The sequence below is a fragment of the Streptomyces morookaense genome (genome assembly GCF_013030945.1).
Classification (GTDB): domain Bacteria; phylum Actinomycetota; class Actinomycetes; order Streptomycetales; family Streptomycetaceae; genus Streptomyces; species Streptomyces morookaensis.
Genome location: NZ_JABBXF010000030.1, coordinates 112,182 through 132,406, shown reverse-complemented (window position 1 = coordinate 132,406; position 20,225 = coordinate 112,182). Strand labels below are relative to the sequence as shown.

At 70.7% G+C, this 20,225-nt stretch carries 19 protein-coding genes and 2 pseudogenes; 13 read left to right on the top strand and 8 right to left on the bottom strand.

Annotated elements, in window-relative coordinates:
* Positions 1–75: 75 nt before the first annotated feature.
* From HG542_RS15020 to HG542_RS15010, 3 genes are all read right to left on the bottom strand, one after another.
* Positions 76–657 carry a TetR/AcrR family transcriptional regulator gene (locus HG542_RS15020; protein ID WP_171081570.1) on the bottom strand — a complete coding sequence of 194 codons (582 nt, stop codon included), beginning with the start codon at positions 655–657 and terminating at the stop codon, positions 76–78.
* 63 nt (positions 658–720) lie between these two features.
* Positions 721–1,677, bottom strand: coding sequence for a glycoside hydrolase family 113 protein (locus HG542_RS15015; RefSeq protein ID WP_171081568.1), 957 nt, complete (start codon positions 1,675–1,677; stop codon positions 721–723).
* 1 nt (position 1,678) lies between these two features.
* Positions 1,679–2,287 (bottom strand): TetR family transcriptional regulator, encoded by a 609-nt coding sequence (locus HG542_RS15010; protein WP_171081566.1) that lies wholly within the window; start codon positions 2,285–2,287, stop codon positions 1,679–1,681.
* A 73-nt stretch (positions 2,288–2,360) separates the two neighbouring features.
* Between HG542_RS15010 and HG542_RS35785 the strand changes: the two are divergent.
* The 7 genes and pseudogenes from HG542_RS35785 to HG542_RS14980 form a co-directional block, all read left to right on the top strand.
* Positions 2,361–2,452 (top strand): annotated as a pseudogene (locus HG542_RS35785) (helix-turn-helix domain-containing protein); the annotation flags it as partial.
* Positions 2,453–2,977: 525 nt separating this feature from the next.
* Positions 2,978–3,880, top strand: coding sequence for an acyl-ACP desaturase (locus tag HG542_RS15005; RefSeq protein WP_438816697.1), 903 nt, complete (start codon positions 2,978–2,980; stop codon positions 3,878–3,880).
* Positions 3,877–4,170 carry an acyl carrier protein gene (locus tag HG542_RS15000; protein ID WP_171081565.1) on the top strand — a complete coding sequence of 98 codons (294 nt, stop codon included), beginning with the start codon at positions 3,877–3,879 and terminating at the stop codon, positions 4,168–4,170. Before HG542_RS15005 ends, HG542_RS15000 begins: the two co-directional genes overlap by 4 nt.
* Positions 4,160–5,383: a beta-ketoacyl-[acyl-carrier-protein] synthase family protein gene (locus HG542_RS14995; protein WP_171081562.1), complete on the top strand. Its 1,224-nt coding sequence runs from the start codon at positions 4,160–4,162 to the stop codon at positions 5,381–5,383. The genes HG542_RS15000 and HG542_RS14995 overlap by 11 nt, the downstream gene beginning before the upstream one ends.
* Before the next feature lie 47 nt (positions 5,384–5,430).
* Positions 5,431–7,575, top strand: coding sequence for an MMPL family transporter (locus HG542_RS14990; protein WP_171081560.1), 2,145 nt, complete (start codon positions 5,431–5,433; stop codon positions 7,573–7,575).
* Positions 7,576–7,624: 49 nt separating this feature from the next.
* The gene (locus tag HG542_RS14985; RefSeq protein WP_218039036.1) at positions 7,625–8,689 is read left to right on the top strand and encodes a type III polyketide synthase; all 1,065 of its coding nucleotides are present in this window, start codon (positions 7,625–7,627) and stop codon (positions 8,687–8,689) included.
* Between the two features lie 61 nt (positions 8,690–8,750).
* Positions 8,751–9,278: an isoprenylcysteine carboxyl methyltransferase family protein gene (locus tag HG542_RS14980; RefSeq protein ID WP_171081631.1), complete on the top strand. Its 528-nt coding sequence runs from the start codon at positions 8,751–8,753 to the stop codon at positions 9,276–9,278.
* A gap of 213 nt (positions 9,279–9,491) precedes the next feature.
* On the opposite strand, the gene HG542_RS14975 is transcribed toward HG542_RS14980, so the two are convergent.
* Both HG542_RS14975 and HG542_RS14970 read right to left on the bottom strand, forming a co-directional pair.
* On the bottom strand, positions 9,492–10,892 hold the full coding sequence (locus HG542_RS14975; protein WP_171081556.1) for an amidase: 1,401 nt from the start codon (positions 10,890–10,892) through the stop codon (positions 9,492–9,494).
* Positions 10,855–11,088 (bottom strand): hypothetical protein, encoded by a 234-nt coding sequence (locus tag HG542_RS14970; protein WP_171081555.1) that lies wholly within the window; start codon positions 11,086–11,088, stop codon positions 10,855–10,857. The genes HG542_RS14975 and HG542_RS14970 overlap by 38 nt, the downstream gene beginning before the upstream one ends.
* A gap of 253 nt (positions 11,089–11,341) precedes the next feature.
* Between HG542_RS14970 and HG542_RS14965 the strand changes: the two genes are divergently transcribed.
* Positions 11,342–12,247: an MBL fold metallo-hydrolase gene (locus HG542_RS14965; RefSeq protein ID WP_171081552.1), complete on the top strand. Its 906-nt coding sequence runs from the start codon at positions 11,342–11,344 to the stop codon at positions 12,245–12,247.
* Between the two features lie 145 nt (positions 12,248–12,392).
* Here the strand turns inward: HG542_RS14965 and HG542_RS14960 are convergent, their stop codons facing one another.
* Complete coding sequence (locus tag HG542_RS14960; RefSeq protein WP_171081550.1) at positions 12,393–13,265, bottom strand: SDR family oxidoreductase; 873 nt, start codon at positions 13,263–13,265, stop codon at positions 12,393–12,395.
* 144 nt (positions 13,266–13,409) lie between these two features.
* Here HG542_RS14960 and HG542_RS14955 point away from each other — a divergent pair, with 144 nt between their 5' ends.
* Positions 13,410–13,814: a winged helix-turn-helix transcriptional regulator gene (locus HG542_RS14955; protein ID WP_171081548.1), complete on the top strand. Its 405-nt coding sequence runs from the start codon at positions 13,410–13,412 to the stop codon at positions 13,812–13,814.
* 23 nt (positions 13,815–13,837) lie between these two features.
* Positions 13,838–14,095, top strand: a pseudogene (locus tag HG542_RS36030) (SDR family NAD(P)-dependent oxidoreductase); the annotation flags it as partial.
* A 95-nt stretch (positions 14,096–14,190) separates the two neighbouring features.
* On the opposite strand, the gene HG542_RS14945 reads toward HG542_RS36030, so the two are convergent.
* Positions 14,191–14,328 (bottom strand): hypothetical protein, encoded by a 138-nt coding sequence (locus HG542_RS14945; RefSeq protein WP_171081546.1) that lies wholly within the window; start codon positions 14,326–14,328, stop codon positions 14,191–14,193.
* A 252-nt stretch (positions 14,329–14,580) separates the two neighbouring features.
* Here HG542_RS14945 and HG542_RS14940 point away from each other — a divergent pair, with 252 nt between their 5' ends.
* Both HG542_RS14940 and HG542_RS14935 read left to right on the top strand, forming a co-directional pair.
* Positions 14,581–14,904, top strand: coding sequence for a nuclear transport factor 2-like protein (locus HG542_RS14940; RefSeq protein WP_171081544.1), 324 nt, complete (start codon positions 14,581–14,583; stop codon positions 14,902–14,904).
* A 551-nt stretch (positions 14,905–15,455) separates the two neighbouring features.
* Positions 15,456–16,334, top strand: a complete 879-nt coding sequence (locus HG542_RS14935; protein ID WP_171081543.1) for a GNAT family N-acetyltransferase — start codon at positions 15,456–15,458, stop codon at positions 16,332–16,334.
* A 184-nt stretch (positions 16,335–16,518) separates the two neighbouring features.
* Here HG542_RS14935 and HG542_RS14930 read toward each other — a convergent pair whose 3' ends face one another.
* Positions 16,519–17,595, bottom strand: coding sequence for a hypothetical protein (locus HG542_RS14930; protein WP_171081541.1), 1,077 nt, complete (start codon positions 17,593–17,595; stop codon positions 16,519–16,521).
* A 261-nt stretch (positions 17,596–17,856) separates the two neighbouring features.
* Between HG542_RS14930 and HG542_RS14925 the strand changes: the two genes are divergently transcribed.
* Complete coding sequence (locus tag HG542_RS14925) at positions 17,857–20,187, top strand: XRE family transcriptional regulator (protein WP_171081539.1); 2,331 nt, start codon at positions 17,857–17,859, stop codon at positions 20,185–20,187.
* Positions 20,188–20,225: the final 38 nt, after the last annotated feature.

Sequence of the window (20,225 nt, the reverse complement as noted above, 5' to 3'; positions counted from 1 at the left end):
GTGCCCGGCAAAGTCCGCACCAACCCGAAGCGGGGCGACTGCTCCGGCCAGGGCTCCTGCTGGTGGCGGTGCCGGTCAGGCCGTGGGCGGTGGGCCCTTGTGCGACGGAGCCACCGCGGTTGCCACGAGCCGGCGCGCGTAGGAGGCGTCGAGCCCATCCGGGCGGAAGAGGATGCGGTACATCAGGGGGGCGACGACGTGGTCGATGACCGCCTCGGTGTCGGGTGCGTTCTCGCCGCGTTCGGTTGCGCGGGTGAGGATGACGTCGATCTGCTCGGCGGCGTAGGCGGAACACTGGCCGGCGTTGCTGCCGTCCGGGTCGCCGAGCAGGGCGTCGCGGATGTAAGCGCGGCCTGCGGGGGAAGCCATCTCGTCGAAGAACTGCTCGGCCCAGGCGGTCAGGTCGGACACCAGGTCACCGAGGTCCTTGGGCGCCGTGTCGGGGCGCAGGCGCTCGACCGCCACGTCCGACATCAGCTCCTGCAGATCTCCCCAACGGCGGTAGATCGTCGACGGAGTTACGCCCGCGCGCTGAGCGATCATCGGTACGGTCAGGGCGTCCCGACCCACCTCCGAGGTGAGCTCGCGGACGGCGGCGTGCACGGATGCCTGCACTCGGGCGCTGCGCCCGCCGGGGCGTGCCATCTGGCGACTCATGACACCAGCTTAAAGCAAAGTTATTGCGTCTAGTCGACGCTCCGGGGTATGGCCTCAGACAGATCAGACAGGGTGGCCGGACGGCCGTTGATGCCGGGCGCTCATGGCGTGGAAGACCTTCTTCGGCTCCCAGCAAGTCTCGTCGACCAGGCGTACGACCCCGTAGGAGGCGATATCGCGGTCGCCGGACTTGTCGTAGTTGGCGAAGGAGAACCACAGCGCGGTGTCGACCCCTTCCTCCTCGAAGATGTCGAGGAGCTCGTTGAGGTAGCGCACCTGCTCGGCCTCGTCGGGAATCGCTCCGTGCGGCGGCTGCCAGGCCATGCCGCCCAGATCGCCCGCGCCGCGATAGGCGCAGGTGCCGTACTCGGTCACGACGACGGGCTTGCCGTGGGCGAAGGACTCGCGCAGGTCGGCACGGAAGGTGTCGGCGTTCTGCGCGGATCGGTAGGCGTCGATGCCCACCAGGTCGAAGGGGTCCCAGTCGACGGGCTCCCAGGGGCCGGAGGCGTAGGTGACCTTGCCGCCGAAGTGGCCGCGGACGGCAGTCGCGGCCTCGGCGAGGAAGGCATTGAGCCGTTCGGGGACCGGTCCGAGGGACAGCCACCACTGGAGGTCGGCGGTGGCCATGGCGTGGAGACGGTCGAGGTGGGTGTCCCCGGGGAGAAATCCGTGGGCGAAGGCACTGAGCTCGCAGCCAGTGACGAGAACCACTTGCGCGCCGCCTCGCCGCAGCGCTTCGGCGTGCTGTGCGCACTCGACGAGGAACGGAAGGATCTGCTCCGGAGATTGGTCGACCGGAAACGGCGAGAGCCACACCTCGAGTCCGGCTTCGGCTGCGTGCCGGGCGGCGATGCCCATCCGTTCGCTGTCGCGACCGGTGATGCGCACGACGTCGCAGTGCAGGTCGTCGGCGATCACGGTCATGTCGTGCCGGACCTGGGCGGAGTCGAAGGTCTTTCGGGTGAGCCGGTGGCCGGGGAAGGTGCCGGTGTCGTAATTGATGCCTCGCGCGCGCACGTCAGCGCCCTTCTGTGTGGTCGAGTCCGTGTTCCAGCAGGTCGAAGGCCAGCTCGACGTCCTGTGCCAGAGCGCGGCCGGCCTCCTCGGCAGAGGCACCGCCCAGCAGACGCTGGAAGTACGTTTCCTGGAGGGTGAGCAGGGAGGCGGCGACCTGAGCGGCCATCAGGGCGGCCGCCGTCGGGCCGTACTCGTCGGTCAGGACCTGCGCCAGTGCCTCGCGCTGCTGGTAGAGGAGCCCGTTGGCCGCGTTCTGCAGCGTCGGGCTGTTCCGGATCACGCGCACGCGAGCGAGCAGTGCGTCAAGGTCCGCCTCCGGCAGCTGTCCGGCGGCGAACGCGCGATGGTGTGCTCGCAGCGCCGTCAGGAACGTCTGGCCCGCCGGCCGCCGGGCGACGATCCCGGCCAGGTCGTCGTCACCCACGCCGTGGAGGGCGAGTGATTCCTTGGTCGGGAAGTACGCGAAGAGGGTCGCCTTGGCCACTTCGGCGGCCTCGGCGATCTCGTTGACGGTCACTGCGTCGAAACCGCGCTCGGTGAACATCCGCCACGCCACCGCGGCGATCCGCTGCCTGGTCTGTTCCTTCTTGCGCTCGCGAAGTCCTGCCATGCAGCCACGATATCCATACTCGGTTCAAAAACAAACTCGGTCTGGTTATTGAGGGCCCGGCCTCATGGAGGGCGGCTTCGACTCCCTCCACCCGGAGTACGCGGGCGGCGGCCGAGAACCTTCACCCTGCCTGAGCGGCGAGAGGCCAGGAAGATCGCCAAGTCCGGACGGTAAACGGCGGTTCCTGGGGCGGCGCTTCGCAGCCGCCGCCCCAGGCGACCGCCTGGGTGCGCGACCACGCCGACGAGTTCGACGCCGCCCCGTCACGCCCGGTCGTCGCCCGTCAGCGGGCTCCCGAACGTCGGGTGCCGTCACGGAAAGTGGGCGCGGGGCCGCCGGGGCCGGCCGGCCTGTCCGCGCGCGTCTCGCCCACCGAGAGGCCGGACGAGGCCCCCGCCCTGCCTGACGGCCAGTCACATACGTCCCAGAGCAAGCCTGTTACGCGGCACGGTGCCGACTCCCGCGCACGGAGGCCATCGGCCCCCCGGACTACCTCACCCCTCCCCAACCGTCAGACAAACCGATCATCTTCCCTCGATCGCGTGGATCACCGTGGCCTCTCTCGCGGAGGCGCGTTCACCAGGAGGCGTACGCGATCGATCGAGACAGCAGACGAGACAGCAGAGGTGAAGGGTGTCCCCTGGCACGGCGGAAAGCGTCCTGCGGGAGTTGGAACCATCTGTCGAGCGGTTGCTGAACCAGCATCTGGCGGTTGCACGTGACTGGTTGCCCCACCAGTACGTGCCGTGGAGTGCGGCGAGCGACTTCGACGGGCCGCTGGAAGGCTCGGGCTGGGATCCGGGGCAGTCGGCACTGCCGCATGCGGTCCAGGACGCCCTGGTCATCAATCTGCTGACCGAGGACAACCTGCCCAGCTACCACTTCGAGATCGCCTCACGGCTCGGCCGTGACGGTGCCTGGGGCACGTGGGTCCACCGGTGGACGGCGGAAGAGGACAGGCACTCGTCCGTCCTGCGCGCCTACCTCCACGCCCGGCGGGGCGTGGACCCCGTCGCCCTCGAGGACCTGCGGATGCGGCACGTGGGCAACGGATACCGCAACGACCTGCCGACTCCGCTGCATCTCCTGGCCTACGTCACGGTGCAGGAACTGGCGACCCGGCAGGCGCACCGCAACACCGGCGCGGCCTGCGGGGACCACGTCGGCGAGGTGCTCATGGCCAGGATCTCGGCCGACGAGAACCTGCACATGCTCTTCTACCGGGGCCTGTACGAGGACGCGATCCGGGCGTTCCCCGACGACGCCCTCGTCGCCCTCGCCGACGTGATCCGCGGCTTCCGGATGCCCGGCACCGAGATCCCCGGCTTCCGGGCGCGCGCCGCGCGCGTGGCCGCGGCGGGCATCTTCAACCTGGACGTCCATCTCGAGCACGTGCTCCAGCCGCTGGTGCGGGCGCTCGGCGTGATGACCACGACCGGGCTGGGGCCGACCGGGCGGGAGGCGCAGGAGCACATCGGCCGGCAGATGGAACAGCTCAAGGCACAGGCATCCCGCGCGCGTGACATCTACGCCCGCCTCAACGCATGCAGGGCGTCCGGCCCGGCAACCGAAGAACAGGAGATCCCGGCATGACACAGTCACCGGACCAGGCGGAGCAGTCGGACCGGGCGGAGCAGTCGGCGCTCCCCGAGAACCTGCTGGCCTTGCTGACCGACCACCTGGGCGCGCATGCGCACCCCGAGAACCTCTCCGCCGGGATGACGTTCGAAAGCCTCGGCATGGATTCGCTGTCGCTGATGGAACTCGTGGTCGCCGCGGAGGAGAAGTTCGCCGTCGTCCTGCCCGAGGACGCACTGGACCTCGCTCCCTCCTCGACCCTCGCCGAGGCGGCTCGCGCCTTCCGGAACGCGCGTGCGGTCTGAGGTAGCCGTCACCGGCATCGGCCTGGTGACCCCCGCGGGGCACACGGCGTCGGCGAACTGGGAGGCCCTGTGCCGGGGCCGTTCGCTCGCCGCGACCGACCCCGAACTGACGGGCCTTCCCGTCGACTTCTCCTGTCAGGTCCGCGACCTGGACGTCGACGGGGAGCTCGGCCGGCCCCGTGCCCGCCGAACGGACCGTTTCATCCAGTTCGCCCTGATCGCCGCACGCCGGGCCGTCGCCGACGCCGGGCTCGATCCGTCGTCCTGGCAGGGAGAGCGGATCGGAGTGATTCTCGGCGTCGGGTCGAACAGCCTGAGTTCCTACGTCGACGAGTTCTGCCGCCTCGGCGCCGGAAAGCCGGAGCGCGTCTCGCCGCTCGCCCTGCCGCGCAGTGTGCCCAACATGGCCGCGAGCGAGGTCGCGATCGATCTCGGTGTCCACGGCCCCAACTTCACCACCTCCAGTGCCTGCGCCTCGGGTGCGACCGCCATCGGGGTCGCACGCGACCTGCTGCGCTCGGGGACCTGCGACATCGTCCTCGCCGGCGGCAGTGAGTCGGCCCGCTCCCGTATGGCGACGACGTGCTTCACCCGGATGCGGGCCCTCTCCCGGCGGCGCGAGCAGCCGGCTCTCGCCTGTCGTCCGTTCGACGCCGAACGGGACGGAATGGTCCTGGGCGAGGGCGCCGCCGTCCTCGTCCTGGAGCGGCCCGCCACCGCGCGCGCCCGTCGGGCACGGGTCCTCGCCCTGCTGCGCGGCTACGGTGCCGGATCCGACGCGTACCATCCCGTGGCTCCCCACCCCGGAGGGGAAGGGGCGGCCCGGGCCATCTCCGCCGCCTTGGCGGACGCGGGGTGCGGCCCCCGTGAGATCGGGCTGGTCAACGCGCACGGCACCGCCACCGTCCTCAGTGACGCCTCCGAGGCGGCGGCCCTCACGCGTGTCTTCGGAGCCGACGCACCACCGGTGACCGCGTCCAAAGGCGTCATCGGCCACACCCTCGGGGCGGCCGGGGCGGTCCAGGCGGCCTACACGGTCCTCGCACTGCGGCACGGAGCCGTCCCGCCGGTGGCGAACTTCGCGCACCAGGAAGGGGACCACAAGCTCGACATCGTGGCCGGGCACCCTCGCGCGACGGCCGCGGAGGCCGGAATCAGCTGCTCCTTCGGATTCGGCGGCCAGAACGCGGTCCTGCTCTTCACGGCTCCCTGAGCGGATCCGACGACGGTACGGGCCCGGCGGGCGGGAGGGATACACGGGTGGATGCGGTACGGCGGCGGGCGTGGCTCGTGGTGGTGTGCGCCGTGCTCGCCGCGGTGTGCGCCTGGGCACTGGCCCCGGTCGCGCTTTCGGCGCTGGGCACAGGCGGCGCGGTCGCCACGGGAACCGAGGCCGGGCGAGCCGGGCGGCAGGCCGAGCGGCTGGGCGTGCCCTCGCCCGATCTGCTGCTCACCGTGTCCCGGCCCGGCGAGGGGGGCGGGACGGGGACGGTCCGGGAAGACGCCGGTGCCGTGGTGAAGACCCTCTCCCGGCATCCGGCCGTACGGGCGGTGTGGTCGGCCCGGACGACCGGCAACACCTGGCTGCGGTCGAAGGACGGCCGGTCCCTGCTCATCGGCGTGCGGCTGAGAGGGACGGACAGGGAACGCAAGACCGCGGCCCCCGATGTCGTGGCCGCCGCACGGTCCGCCGCTTCGGGGGCCCGCGTGGAGCCGAGCGGTGAGGTCTGGACCAACCGGGAGATCGACGAGACGATCGAACACGACCTGCGCCGGGCCGAGTTGATCGCGGCGCCGGTGCTCTTCCTCCTCCTGGTCCTCGCCTATGGATCGGTCGTTGCCGCCTTGCTGCCGGTCCTCGTGGCCGTGACGGCCGTCGGCTGCACGCTTCCGGTCCTGGGCGTGCTGGCCCAGTGGACCAATGTGTCACGGGTCGCGGTGAGCGCCGCCTCCGCCGTCGGGCTCGGCATGGCCGTCGACTACAGCCTCTTCCTGCTGGCCCGGGTACGCGAGGAGATGGCACGGGGCGTGGACCGGGAAACGGCGCTGACCGCCGCTCTCCGCTCCAGCGGCCGTTCGGTCGCCTTCTCCGCGGCCGCCGTCACCACCTGTCTGGCCACCGCCATGGTGGTTCCCGTTCCTCTGCTGCGCGGACTCTCCCTGGCAGGGATGGTCGTCACCGTGCTGTCCGCGCTCGTCGCCCTGCTGGTGCTGCCGTCCTGCCTTCGGCTGCTCGGCCCGCGCGTCCAGGCGTGGGATCCGCTGGCACGGTGGCGGCGTACGGACACCGGGGACGAGAGCCGCTTCTGGCGGAGGACGACACGCACGGTCACCGCGCGGCCTCTCCTCGCCGGCGGCCTCGCGGTCCTCGCCCTGGTCCTGATGGCGGTCCCGTTCACCCACGCCAGGCTGGGCCTTGTGGACGAGCGCACCCTGCCCTCGTCCGCGTCGGCGGCCTCCGCCGCCGCCCGCGTGGGCCATGAGTTCGCCGTCCCGCCCGAGCGCGTCCTGTCCGTGGTCGTGACCGGCCCCGGGGCACCGGACGCCGCACCGGCCTACGCCGCACGCCTCAACGGTCTTCCGGGCGTGGCGGGCGTACGCGTGGAACGCACCGTCCGGTCCGCCGCGGCAGGGAGGGGGCAGGCCGCCGTGCTGTTGGTCGCCTCTGCCGCGCCACCCGGCACATCCGAGGCGGAGACGCTGGTGCGGAGGGTGCGGGAGGAACCCGCGCCGGGAGCCGTGGCGGTCGCCGGGCGGGCCGCGGAGGTCGCGGACAGCTCGACCGCGGTGTGCGGGGCCCTGCCGACGTGCGGGCTGCTCCTGGTGGTGGGACTCATGGTGCTCCTCGGGGTGTTCACCCGCTCTCCCGTCGCCCCTCTCAAGGCCGTGGCCGTGGCGGCCGTCAGCCTCGGGGCCGGTCTGGGGGCGATGGTCCTCCTCTTCCAGGACGGCCACGGCCGTGCCGTGCTCGGTGATTTCACCGCACCGGGTGCGCTGGACGCCTCCACGTTGCTGTTCGTCCTCTTCATCACGCTCGCCCTGTCGGTGGATTACGAGGTCTTCCTGCTCGGCCGCATCCGCGAGGAGTACGAACGCAGCCATGACAACCGCGGCTCGATCGTCGACGGGATCGCGCGCACGGGCCGGCTGATGACCTCGGCAGCCGCGGCCGTGGCGGTCTCGACCGCCGCCATGGGCATGTCCCATGTCGCGCTCCTCAAGCTCATCGGCATCGGTATCGCTCTCGGTGCCCTCGTGGACGCCGTACTGGTACGCGGTGTCCTGGTCCCCGCTGTCATGGCGGCCCTGGGGCCGGCCAACTGGTGGACACCACAAGGCAGTCGGATCGCACGGCGGACGGCCGTACGCGGGATGACCGCATACGCGAAGGAAGGAGAAGGCTGAGTCAATGAGTCGGTTCACGGAGGGCTTCGCCTGGGGGCCGGACGAACCCTTGCCCCGGGTGACTGCGATCGAGACGGCCGTACCACCCCATCGGTATCGCCAGGAGGACATCATGGCCGCCCTGGCGCGCACCACACTGATGGAATCCCGAACGGGGATCCTGATGCTGCGCAAGATCCAGGCCAACGCCGGGGTGGCCACACGGCACTTCGCCCTGCCGCTGGAGCGGCTCATCGAGCTCGACGACTTCACCGAGAACAACCGCTTGTGGCACGACGCCGCCCTGGAACTCGGGGAACGCGCGCTCACCGGGGCCCTGCGGGCGGCGGGGGTGGAGCCGGGCGAGGTCGACGCGGTGATCAGCACCACCGTGACGGGCCTCGCCGTGCCTTCGCTGGAGGCCCGCCTGGCCCACCGGGTGGGCCTGCGGCCGGACGTCACGCGCATTCCCCTGTTCGGGTACGGCTGCGCGGGAGGAGCCGCCGGACTCGCCCGGCTGAACGACTACCTCCGGGCCCACCCGGACCGTGTGGCCGTCCTCCTGGCGGTGGAACTGTGCTCGCTGGCGTATCAGATGCAGGACACCTCGATGGCGAACATCGTCGCCGGCAGCCTCTTCGGGGACGGTGCGGCCGCGGTCGTGGCCGTCGGCGGACACCGGGGCGCCGAAGCCGTGGCGGCGGGCCCTCAACTCGTGGATTCCCGCAGTCGGCTGGTCCCCGACAGCGAGGAAGTACTCGGCTGGGACATCGGATCCCACGGCTTCAGGATCCTGCTCGCCCCCGAGGTGCCCACGCTCACCGAGGAGCATCTGCCCAAGGCCGTCCATGACTTCCTCGGCACGTACGATCTGCTGCCGGGCCAGGTCGGAAGCTGGATCGTCCACGGTGGCGGCCCCAAGGTCCTCACCGCCGTGGAGAGGTCCTTCGATCTGCCGCCCGCGGCTCTGGAGCCCACGCGCCGGTCCCTGTCGGAACGGGGCAACCTCTCGTCCGTCTCCGTCCTGGACGTCCTGCACACGACGATGCGGACACCTCCACGGCCCGGTACGCCGGGGCTCGTCGCGGCCATGGGCCCGGGGTTCGCCATCGAACTCGCCCTGGTCCGCTGGTGAACCGTGACTGCCCCGCCCCCTCCCGACGCAAGGAATCGAAAGGAATGGCATCGTGACGGTCCTGGGATCGGGCCAGCTCCCCGCCGGGTTGCTGGCACTCATCGCCTTGATCACCGTGGAGCGCGGCTTCGAACTCCTCGTGGCACAGCGGCACGCGCGCTGGGCCGCCGCCAACGGCGGGGTGGAGTACGGCCGCCGGCACTATCCGGCCATGGTCGTCCTCCACGTCGGCCTGCTCGTCGGCATCCTGGCCGAGGTCGCGGCGGCCCACCGGCAGTTCGTACCGGCGGTCGGCTGGCCGGCCCTGGCCGTCACCTCCCTGGTCCAGGTGGCCCGGTGGTGGTGCGTGCGGTCGCTCGGCCCACGCTGGAACACGCGCGTGATCGTCGTCCCGGGCATGCCCCTGGAGACCCGCGGCCCCTACCGCTGGCTCCGGCACCCGAACTACGTCATCGTCGTGACCGAGGGCTTGGCCCTGCCCCTGGTCTACAACGCCTGGCTGACCGCCCTCCTCTTCACCACCGCCAACGCAGTGCTGCTGGCCGTACGGCTGCAGGTGGAGAACAGGGCGCTGGGGCTCGCGTCCTAGGGCGCGTATTCGGTTGCGATCCGCGGCCGGCCACCGGTACCGGACGGACGCGCGGTGGGCGCGGATCGAGCCGTTGCTGCCGGAGCGGCGCCGCGGCTGAGACAGCAGCGGCACCGCCGTCAGGTCCCCGATCGGCCAGACCACCTCATGCAGAACAGGGCCGGGGAGGGGGCCCGGTGGAGCGGATCGCTCCGCCCGGGCCTGCGCTCCTGCTCAGGCCACCGGTGCGAGTTCGCGGACCGGCTGGGTCTGCTCGTAGGCGTGACCGACCCGCAGCAGCACGCCTTCCTCGAGAGGACGGCCGAGCAGTTGCATGCCTATCGGCAGGCCCGCCGCATCGAGGCCGACCGGGACGGACAGGGACGGTACGCCGGTGATGTTGGCCGGGGCCGAGAGGCGTACGAAGGCGTCGGAGACGCTCTCGACCGTGCCGTCGGGCCAGGTGATCGTCTCCTCGTCGGCTGCCACCGCGGTGGCCGGGACCGTGGGGGCGGCGATGACGTCGACGTCGTCCAGCAGGCGGGCCCAGGCTTGCTGCATGAGGGTGCGGGCGCGCTGGGCGTGCAAGTAGTCTCCGGCGGGCATGAGTTGACCGGCCTCGAGGAGGATGCGGACGTCCGCCTGGTACAGCTCGGGAGCCGTGCGCAGGGTCTGCTCGTGGTAGGCGGTGGCCTCCGGCACCATCAGGCCCCACTGGGTGGCCTGGATGTAGCGCGTCATCGGAATCTCCACCTCGACGAGCTGCGCGCCGAGGGCCTGAAGCTGGTCGATCGCGTGCCGCACGGCGGCTTCCACCTCTGCGTCGACGTGGTCGAAGTAGTAGTTGCGCGGCACGCCGACGCGCAGCCCGGCCAGATCCGCACCCGCACCCGCCACCCCCGGCCGGTAGTCCGCCCGGGGCGCGGCCGGCGAGGCGGGATCGCGGGGGTCGTGACCGGCGAGGACGGACAGGACCAGGGCCGCGTCCTCCACGGTCCGGGTGATCGGGCCGACATGGTCCAGCGACCAGGACAGCGACGTGATGCCCGTGCGGGGGACGAGGCCGTAGGTCGGCTTGAGGCCGACGACCCCGTTGAGCGCAGCGGGCACTCGGATGGATCCGCCGGTGTCGGTGCCCAGGGCGAAGGTCGCGGTGCCCGCGGCGACGGCGACGGCGGACCCGCCGCTGGAGCCGCCCGCGATCCGGTCGCGGTTCCAGGCGTTGTTGGTCTGCGGGGTGGTCAGACCGTAGGCGAACTCATGGGTGTGGGTCTTGCCCAACAGGACCGCACCGGCTGTCGACAGGCGCGCGGCGACGGTGCTGTCGGCCTCCGCGCGGTGGCCCGCGCGAACCCTGGAGCTGGCCGACGTCGTCGCACCGGCGACGTCGATCAAGTCCTTCAGCCCCATGGGGATGCCGTGCAGCGGGCTCCGGAGGCGGCCGGCCGCGGCATCGTTCGCGGCCTCGAGGGCTGCCCGGCGGGCCTGCTCGGCCGTGACGGTGACGTAGGCGTGAAGGTGCGGTTCCACCTTCTCGATGCGGTCGAGGACGGAGTCCACCAGCTCGACGGGGGACAGCTGCCGTGCCCGGATCGCGTCAGCGGCTGCGGTCAGAGACAGTTCGAACGGCTGCATGGTGCTTCTCCTCTCCCGCGTGGTAGGCGAAGGCGGGCGGGGTGTCCCCGAAGTCGAGCTCTCGCAGGACGGCGACGACGGAATGGATGTGGTTGGCGGTGGCCGCGACCGCGTCGTGGCGGTCGGCCGGCAACGGGAGTCCGGTGCGGGCGGCCCAGCGGGCCGCCTGCGCCGGAGTGAGTTCATCGGCGGACACTGATCTGTCTCCTGGTCAGTTGGGGTGACGGAAGCATTCGAACGCCAAAAGCTAAGGGTTTGCTTTAGGTGACCATAGGGCCTATGATCACCTAAAGCAAATGAATTGCGTTTAGCGCCAAGGGGGCACCACCGCTCTGACAGCGCTGGGAGGGCCGACACAGAAGGCGCTTCCCGCCAGGGCTGCGCGACCGCCGCCGACCAGAACGACGACCAGCCCCAACAGGGCGACCCCTGAAGGAGAGAAGAAGACCATGCAGACCCCGCCACCCCCCGCCGCTCCCTCCTGGACCGTGGGCGACATCACCGTCCACCGCATCGACGAGATCCCGCTGCCGCCTGCGACCGGACCCTGGCTGCTGCCCGGCGCCACCACGGACGTGGTTTCCCAACACGATTGGCTGCGCCCCGACTTCGCCGACCACGACGGCACCCTGCGCCTCGACAGCCACAGCTTCGCGTTCGTCGTGGGCGGGCTGCGCGTCCTCGTCGACACCGGCATCGGCAACGGCAAGGAGCGGGCCAACCCCGCCTGGCACAACCTGCGGACGGACTTCCTCGAACGCCTTGCCGCCGCCGGTTACTCCCCGGACTCCGTCGACCTGGTGATCCTCACCCACCTGCACGCCGACCACGTGGGCTGGAACACCCGGGAGGCGAACGGCGAGTGGGTCCCCACCTTCCCCAACGCCCGCTACCTCACCTCCCGCGCCGAGCGGGAGTTCTGGGCCACGTACGACATGGACGAGCCGCGCCGGCAGATGTTCCGCGACTCCGTGATCCCGGTCGAGGAAGCGGGGCTGCTCGACCTCGTCGACGTTCCGGAAGGGGGCGTCGAGATCGCCCCGGGCCTACGCCTGATCTCCACGCCCGGCCACACCCCCGGCCACATCGCCGTCGAGCTGACCAGCCGGGGCGAGACGGCACTCATCACCGGCGACTGCATCCACCACCCGGTCCAGCTCGCCCGGCCCGCGATCGGCGCCTGCGTCGACATCGACCCGGCGCGGTCGGAGGCTTCGCGCCGCAAGCTGCTCGACTCCCTGGCCGGTACGGACACCCTCCTGCTCGGTACCCACTTCGCACCGCCCACCGCCGGCCGCGTCATGGCCCAAGGGGACGCCTACCGGCTTTCGCCGGTCCCCGCCGCATCACGCTGACCTCACCGTGGATCCCAACTGGTGGCGGCTACGCGAAGCGTCGGCCTGCCACGGACTGAGTGACGACCTTGGCCTACCGCTCGCCTTCTGGCAGCACCTCGACCGGGCAGTTCGTGAGATGCGGCTCTGCAACGGGAATGACCCGCTACTGATGCAGGGCGACCGCAAGCGCCTCGGCCAGGGTCATGGGCGGACGGCCGATCAGACGGCGCAAGTCCCCGGAATCGGTGTACATCTCGCCGCGGTTCATGCCGCGGTCGGCGTCGGCGAGGACCTCCGCCAGCTCGGCGGGCAGGCCCGCGGCGGCCAGTACCTGGGCGAAGTCGGTCACCGGGAGGTCGGCGTAGGCAACCTGCTTTCCGGCCGCAGCGGAGATCGCGGCGGCGAGCTCGGTCAGGGTGAAGGACTCGTCGCCGCCGAGCTCGTACACGGCGCCGGCGTGGCCTTCGGTGGTGAGGACGACCGCTGCGGCCTCGGCGTAGTCGGCGCGGGACGCGGCGCTGATCCGTCCCTCGCCTGCGGCGCCGACGACGGCGCCGTTCTGCAGGATCTGCGGCAGTTGGCCGGTGTAGTTCTCCAGGTACCAGCCGTTGCGCAGCACCACGCCGGGGATTCCGCGGTCCCGCAGATACTTCTCGGTCTCGCCGTGCGTGGCACCGATGACGGTGCCGGCCGTGTCCGCGTGCGTCGTGCTCGTGTACACCACCAGCGACACACCTGCGGACACTGCGGCGTCGATCACGCGGCGGTGGTTGGCGACCCGCTCGCCCACGGGGACCGAGGCCGAGATCAGCAGCAGCCTGTCCGCCCCCGCGAAGGCCTCGGCCAGGCTGTCGGCGTCCGCGAAGTCGGCGCGGCGTACCGTGATGCCCCGGTCGGCCAGGTCCTTGATCCTGGCGATGTCCCGGCCGGTCGCGATGATGTCCGCGGCCGGTATCCCGCGCCGCAGCAGTGCCTCGACGGTGAGCCTGCCCAGTTGGCCGGTGGCTCCGGTGACGACGATCGGCATGATGGTCATTCCTTCCTTCCGCGCGTGCCTCGCACGCCTGCCGCGGTCCGTCCGCAGCGGGATGGAATAGAGAATGAACTGGACACTCTCTGTTGGGGAGTAGCCACTTCTCGGTAGGGTACTTACCTGAGCGAAAGCATTGAGGTGAGCCGCATGGCTGCTGTCGAGAACGTGACCGGGCCCATACCGTCGTTCGATCCGTACGAGCGCGGGTGCCCGTCGCGGGACCTGCTCGACCAGATCGGCAGCAAGTGGGCGGTCCTCGTGATGGGCGAACTCGCCCGGAACGGGACCTCCCGGTTCAGCCGGCTCCGGCAGGCGCTGGCGGGCGTGAGCGAGAAGATGCTCACCCAGACGCTGCGCACTCTCGAACGCGACGGTCTGGTCAGCCGGACCGTCTACCCGGAGGTGCCGCCGCACGTGGAGTACGAACTGACCGCGCTAGGCCAGACGTTGCGGGAACCGCTGAAGGCGCTCACGGAGTGGTCCGTGCTGCACATCGAAGAAGTCATCGCCGCCCGCGAAGAGTACGACGGCCGCACTGAGCGCACCCGGTAACGAATGCGGGCCCGGGCAAGGTACTGGACATCCTCGTCAACAACGCCGGTATCTCCTCGACCGCGCCTGTCTCCGAGGTCGGCGAGGCGGACTACGACGGAGTGATGGCGGTCAACGCCAAAGGTCCGTTCTTCGTTCTCCAGCACGCCGCGACGAGGATGCGCACCGGTGGCACGGTCATCAACGTGTCGACGCTGGGAACCGTCTGGCCGAGTCCAGGCGAGGCACTGTACGCGGCGAGCAAGGCGGCGCTCGAGCAGTTGACCCGCATCGCCTCCAGGGAACTCGGGCACCCCCCAAAGGAGCCGCACCCCAAGGGAGATGACTGCTCAGGCCCTCGGCGCCTCTGGTCGCGGGATCGAGGCTCACGGCTGTCTCACACGAGAGCATCGAGGATCCCGGCCACCTCCCGGGGGCGGAGCTGGATGCCCATGTGGCCCGTGTCCACGGTGTGGATCTGGAAGGGGTTCTCCGGGGTCAGCGCATCCGCCTCGGCGATCATCCGGTCCTGCACGGCGAGAGGGATCGCCCGGTCCCGGGAGAAGCGGATGCAGGTGCGGGGGATCCGTCCCCACGTATCCGCCCGGCCGCGGGCATCGGCGGTCAGGTCGGGTCGAGCGGCGTGGGGCCGGGTTCCTCGGCACCGGTTGACCGCGACTCGATACGCGCTCCCTATGGGACGTGCGGTGGCGGAGAGCCCCCGCGTGCGGTGTCCTGATGACCAGGGGGACACCCCGATCCCGTACCCCTGACCTCTGGAGACACCGTGGGCATCGCTCCCGACAAGCTGACCGATCCGGCCGTGCGGGCCTTCGTTGCCGCGCTCAACGCGGGCGACCGCGACGCCTTCGCAGCCGCCCTCACACCCGGGGCCACCATGTCCGACGACGGCAGCGACCGCGACGTCGCCGACTGGACCGAGCGGGAGATCTTCTCCTCGGGCGGTCACATGGACGTCGTGTCGCAGACCGGCGACGGGCTCGGTCTGGTGGCGGACTACCGCAACGACACCTGGGGCGAGATGCGTACCGCCTGGCGCTTCACCGTGGACGGCGGAAAGGTCAGCCGGTTCGAGACCGGGCAGGCCTAGGGCGTGTGTCGAAAGTGGATCTTGAGTGTCTTGAGGCGTGAATGATCCTGGTTCATGGCGCGGGGAGATCTCACGGGCGATCAGCGGGCGGCGCTGAAGCCGTTGTTGCCAAAGGGCGTGAAGGCAGGGCAGCGTGGAGACTCGCCGCAGTTCGAACCGGTGCTGGAGAAGATTCGTGTGCCCCGCGTCGGGCCGGGCCGACAAGGCGTGCGCCTCCTGCAGGATCCGCGCCTACCTGGGCCGACGTGGCATTCGCTGCACCATCCCGGACAAGGCGGACCAGGCTCGCAACCGCAAGAGACTCGGCGCTCGCGGTCCGCTATGAGACGACCGTCCTCGTCGCGGCCATCAACGAGTGGCTGTGACCACACACGCGCACCGCCTTTCGATAACCCGTTGCCCAGGGGGCAATCGGCGGGCTAGGTTCACCCAGCCGCCCGCATCGGTGCAGGCCGGCGCTGTCGACCAGGAGGTGTGGAGCACATGCGCAGGAGTGCCCAGGAGTTGAGCTCGCGTACCGACCCTTGCCACCTCCTCCCGACGGAGACACCTTGTCCCTTCGCATCACCCCACTGACCGACCCCGCTCACGGGCCGCACGGCCGGCGTCTCGCCTGGCTGGCGTCGGACGCGGACTCCATCCCTGCCGGGGCCGCCTTCCTGCGCCTGCTCGACGGCGGACAGGAGCACCTCGCCGAGCTGGACCTCCGCGTTCATCCTGCGGAGCGCCGCAAGGGCGTCGGCTCCCGGCTCCTCGACACCGCCGTGGTCACCGCCCGGGACAACGCCCGACGCCGCGTCGTCGCGCAGGCAGAAGCCGGATCGCCCGGCGACCACTTCCTGGCAGCGCGCGGCTTCCGGAAGGTTCTGACCTTCAGATACACCCGCCTGGCAATGGCCGACGTGGACACCACCGTCCTCGCCGGAATCGTCGAGCGTCCGCACCCCGGCTACCGGCTGACGTCATGGCAGGGAACCGTCCCCGACGACCTCGCCCGGACGTTCGCCGCCTCACGCCGCGCCATGGACGACATGCCCATGGACGACGCCGAGTACGGCACCGTGGCCTGGGACGTGGACCGCGTACGGGCCGCGGCGAAGGCCGTCGAACAGCGCGGCGACCATTTGCACACCGTCGTCGCCGTCGACGCCTCCAACGGCTCGATCGCCGGGTTCACCGAACTCGTCATCCCCGGCAACGGCACAGGCGACGGCCAGCACTACGGCACCGGAGTGCTGCCCGAGCACCGCGGACACGGCCTCGGCCGATGGATGAAGGCCGAGTCGATCCGACAGGCCCACAGGGACTATCCGGACCTCGGTGGCCTCCTGACCGACACCGCCGAAAGCAACACGCACATGAGACAGATCAACGACGGTCTCGGCTACACACCCACGCACACCACACACCAGCATCAGCTCGACCTCTAGCAGAGAGCGGACAGGCCGGACCGAGGCATCACCCCGCCCGGCCTGTCCGCGCTTTCGATACACGCCCTAGAGCGTCCGGCGCTCCGGCGGCGGCTGCCGGTGCGTCGGGGCACTCCGATGGCCTCGGTCACGTACCCGCCCTGCCGCTCCCCCCGACGGGACGCGGCAGGCACCACCGCCCGGTTCAGCGAAGCTGGACCACCTCCTTGAACATGGTCCGATCGGCCCGCTGCACCCACACCAGCAGCTGGTTGCGGTCGTTGACGGCATCGATGCTCGACAACGTGTCGCCCTTTGCCGGCCTTTCCGGGGTGAGCAATTCATCGAGCCGGTGCAGCCCGCCGTGGGGATCCCATACCACCGGAACCTGATCGCCCCGGACTGTCGTCGAGGCATAACCGGCGATCCAGCCACGGTTGTTGATGTGCGTGGCAATTCCGCCGAACCCGAGGTCCGGCAGTTCCTGCGGATCAGCGGGGTCGTCCCAACGCATCGGTATGTTCCTGCCACTTCGGCACTGCCCCGCGCCCACGACGACCTCCTCGTCGTTGACAGCGCTGGCCCACGACCGGCTGTGCCCCGGGAAGTTGGCGTAGATCTCCGGGTTGCCCTGCGGGCGCCAGGCCACGGCCGCGCTTCCCGTGCCCCCGACGATCAGACCGTCGTGGCTGATGCCGACGGCGGACCACCCGTCGTTCGGCTGGGTGAGCCGCTCGAATCCCGTCCCCGGCTGCCACCGGTAGGAGGTGGTGACGAGCCTCGGGTGGTTGAGGCCGGCGCCTACCGGAATGATCCAGTGCTGACCCTGGAGCACCACTGTCCCGTCCTCGGCCATCTGTGCCGGATGGATGGACATTTCGCCTGCGAGGGCATCGGGCCGGGACACCTTTCCGTCGGTGTCCCAGAGCACCAGTGTGTTGCCCTGAGCGCCTACGACCCGGCCGTCGTCCGTGATGTCGAAGGGGACGGCGCCCTGCGCTCCTTCGAGGGCGCGGCGCTCTCCCGTGTTCGCGTTCCAGACCATGGCCTCGCCCTTCTCGGTCCGGAAGGGCACGTCTCCGTGTCTGTTCAGGCTGGATGCGGCGTAGCCGTCCTCCAACGTGCCGACCACGTGCGCGTGCAGGTCCCGCCACCCGGCCCGGGCGGCTCCCCGCTGATCGCCTCCGTCACACGAAGTTGTCCCGGCGGTTCCGGAATGCGCCTTCCCGGCTTGCGCGGAAGCGGTTCCGATCGACAGTGGAAGGCCCGCCAGCACCGCCAACGCTGCCGTGGCGATCGCGGTACGACGCCAACTCGACATGTTTCCCCCTTCTTCGACCTCTGGAGAGTCACAGTGTGGGGGCGGTGAACGGGCTCGGCGGCCGGAACGGGGTAGTCCTGCAGACCTGGAAGACCGACGTCCGTTCCCGCACCGCGTTCACCTGTCTCCACCGTTTCCGGGCCGGCCCCCTGTCCGGCCCGGTGGCCGCGCTAGAGTCCCTCGCCTCGGCGAACGCATGTCCAAGGGGGAGGGGCGGGAGTTGTGGCCAGTGAGTTCAGCGCGCTGTTACGGCAACTGCGGCACAGCGCGGGAATGACTCAGGAGATCCTGGCAGAGCGCGCGGGAGTGGGCGTGCGTACCGTCCGGGGGCTGGAGACGGGGGAGCGTGCCGACCCCAGGGTGACCACGGTGCGGCTGCTTGCCGATGCGCTCGGACTGGGGCCGGCGGAACGCGAGGAGCTGCTGGCGGCTGCCGTCCGCCGGACCGGGCACCGGAACCGGCCCGACGGTTCGACCGACCACGTCGAACCCACTACCGGGCAGCCGGCTCCGGCGTTGTACGAGCCCCTGGCCGAGGTCGCCGAGCTGCTTGCGCAGTCGGTGGCTGCCCGCTGGCAGCGCGAGGAGGAGCAGCGGCAGGTCCACGATCCGTATCCGCTGCCGGTGCGATGGCGGCCGGTTCCCGAGAAGTTGATCGATCACTGGGTCAACGTCCGCCGCCTGCCTGCAGGAGGCACGCACGCCCCGCTCGATGTGAGCGGGCAACTGGACGAGATCGTGGACGTGTACCGGCGGATCCCGTCCGGACGGCTGGCGGTGCTGGGCCGGGCCGGCTCGGGGAAGACCATCCTCACCGTGCGGTTCGTCCTCGACCGTCTGAAGTCCAGGGCCCGTACCGAGCCCGTCCCGGTGATCTTCGGCGTCGGCGCGTGGGACCCCACCGCCATCGCCCTCCGGGACTGGCTCGCCGCGCAACTGACGCGCGATCACCCGGGTCTCACCGCTCCCGGTCCCGGCGGGTCCACTCTGGCCGTCGCGCTGGTGGAGTCCGGATGGGTGCTCCCCGTGCTGGACGGTTTCGACGAGATCGCCGGCGGGCTGCGCCGCCCCGCGCTGGAGGCGCTCAACTCCACCACCCTGCCCCTGCTGCTCACGAGCCGGCCCGCGGAGTATGCCGCCGCCGTGGCGGAGACCGATGTGCTCACCTCCGCCGCCGCGGTGGAGCTCACCGACCTCACCCTGGACGACCTGGCCGACTACCTGCCGCGCACCACGCGCAAGTCCTGCGGCGGGGACCTCGCGGGAACCGCCTGGGACCCTGTCCTGACCGCACTGCGCGAACAGCCGGACGACCGTGCCTGCGCCGACCTCGCCACCGTGCTGACCACGCCACTGATGGTCACGCTCGCCCGCGCCGTCTACAGCGACACTCCCGGCCACGACCCGGCCTCGCTCCTGGACCCCCGGCGGTTCGGCGGCCCCGAGCAGCTGGAGGAGCACCTCCTCGACAACTTCGTCACCGCCGCCTACCGGCCTCGGCCGGAGCATCTGCCGCGCAGCGGCCCGCGTCCGGACGTCGACCCGGAACGCGCCCGGTACTGGCTCGGCTACCTCGCCGATCACCTGAGCCGGCTCGGCACCCCCAACCTGGAGTGGTGGCGCCTCGGTTCGGGGTTGCGGCGCCGGACGCGCGCGCTGGTGACCGCACTGGTGACCGCGACGGCGGTCTCTCTGACCATGGGGCTGCTCTTCTGGACGGTCGGCACCGTCGTCGGCTCCTGGCCCAACGTCGTGATCCAGTTCGTGAATGCTGCGGCCGCAGGGCTCTTCACAGGGCTCGCCATGGGGACCACGTACTGGTTCATGTTCGCGGCCAAGGACACGGCCGTGCCGCCCTCCGGCATGCGCGTGAAGGTGTTCGGCGGAGCCCGCAAGGCCGGGCGGAGCGTGTGGTTCCGGCTGCTGATCGGGCTGGCTTGCGGGGTCTCCTACGGCTTCGGCTACGGCTTCGTCTGGGGATTGCTCAATTGCGTCCTCTTGCACACCGGTTTCCCGGAATCGCTGAACATCAGCCTCAAGGACGGCATCCTCTTCGGAGTCGTCTTCGCCCTGGGAACCGGCCCTGCCTTCGGCCTTCAGGCCCTCCTCGAATCCCCGCTCGACATCCGGTCAGCCGTCAATCCGATGGGCCTGCTGCGCACAAACCGCCGGACGGGCATCGCCCAGTTCCTCCTCTGGGCCCCCGGGTTGGGGCTCCTGGTCGGCTCCGGGGCCTCGGCGATGATGCGCCCCATGACTGCGCTCCTGGGACCGATCGGCTGGAACCTTGCGTCCTCGGTCCAGGTCGGTGTCACCACCGGTCTCGGCGGCGTCCTCAGTTATGGATTCACCTGCACGGCCTTCGGCCAGTGGGTGGTCTTCTCCCGGATCTGGCTGCCGCTGACCGGCCGACTGCCCTGGCCCGTCGTCGCCTTCCTCGAAGATGCCTACCAGCGGGGCGTGCTCCGCCAGGCCGGAGCGGTCTACCAGTTCCGTCACGCCCGCCTCCAGGATCACCTGGCCCGCAGGTATCGGGCACTGCGCGGGCTTTAGCAGCGCGGCGCCGGCTGTTCTGGAGAGCGCCCGGCAGT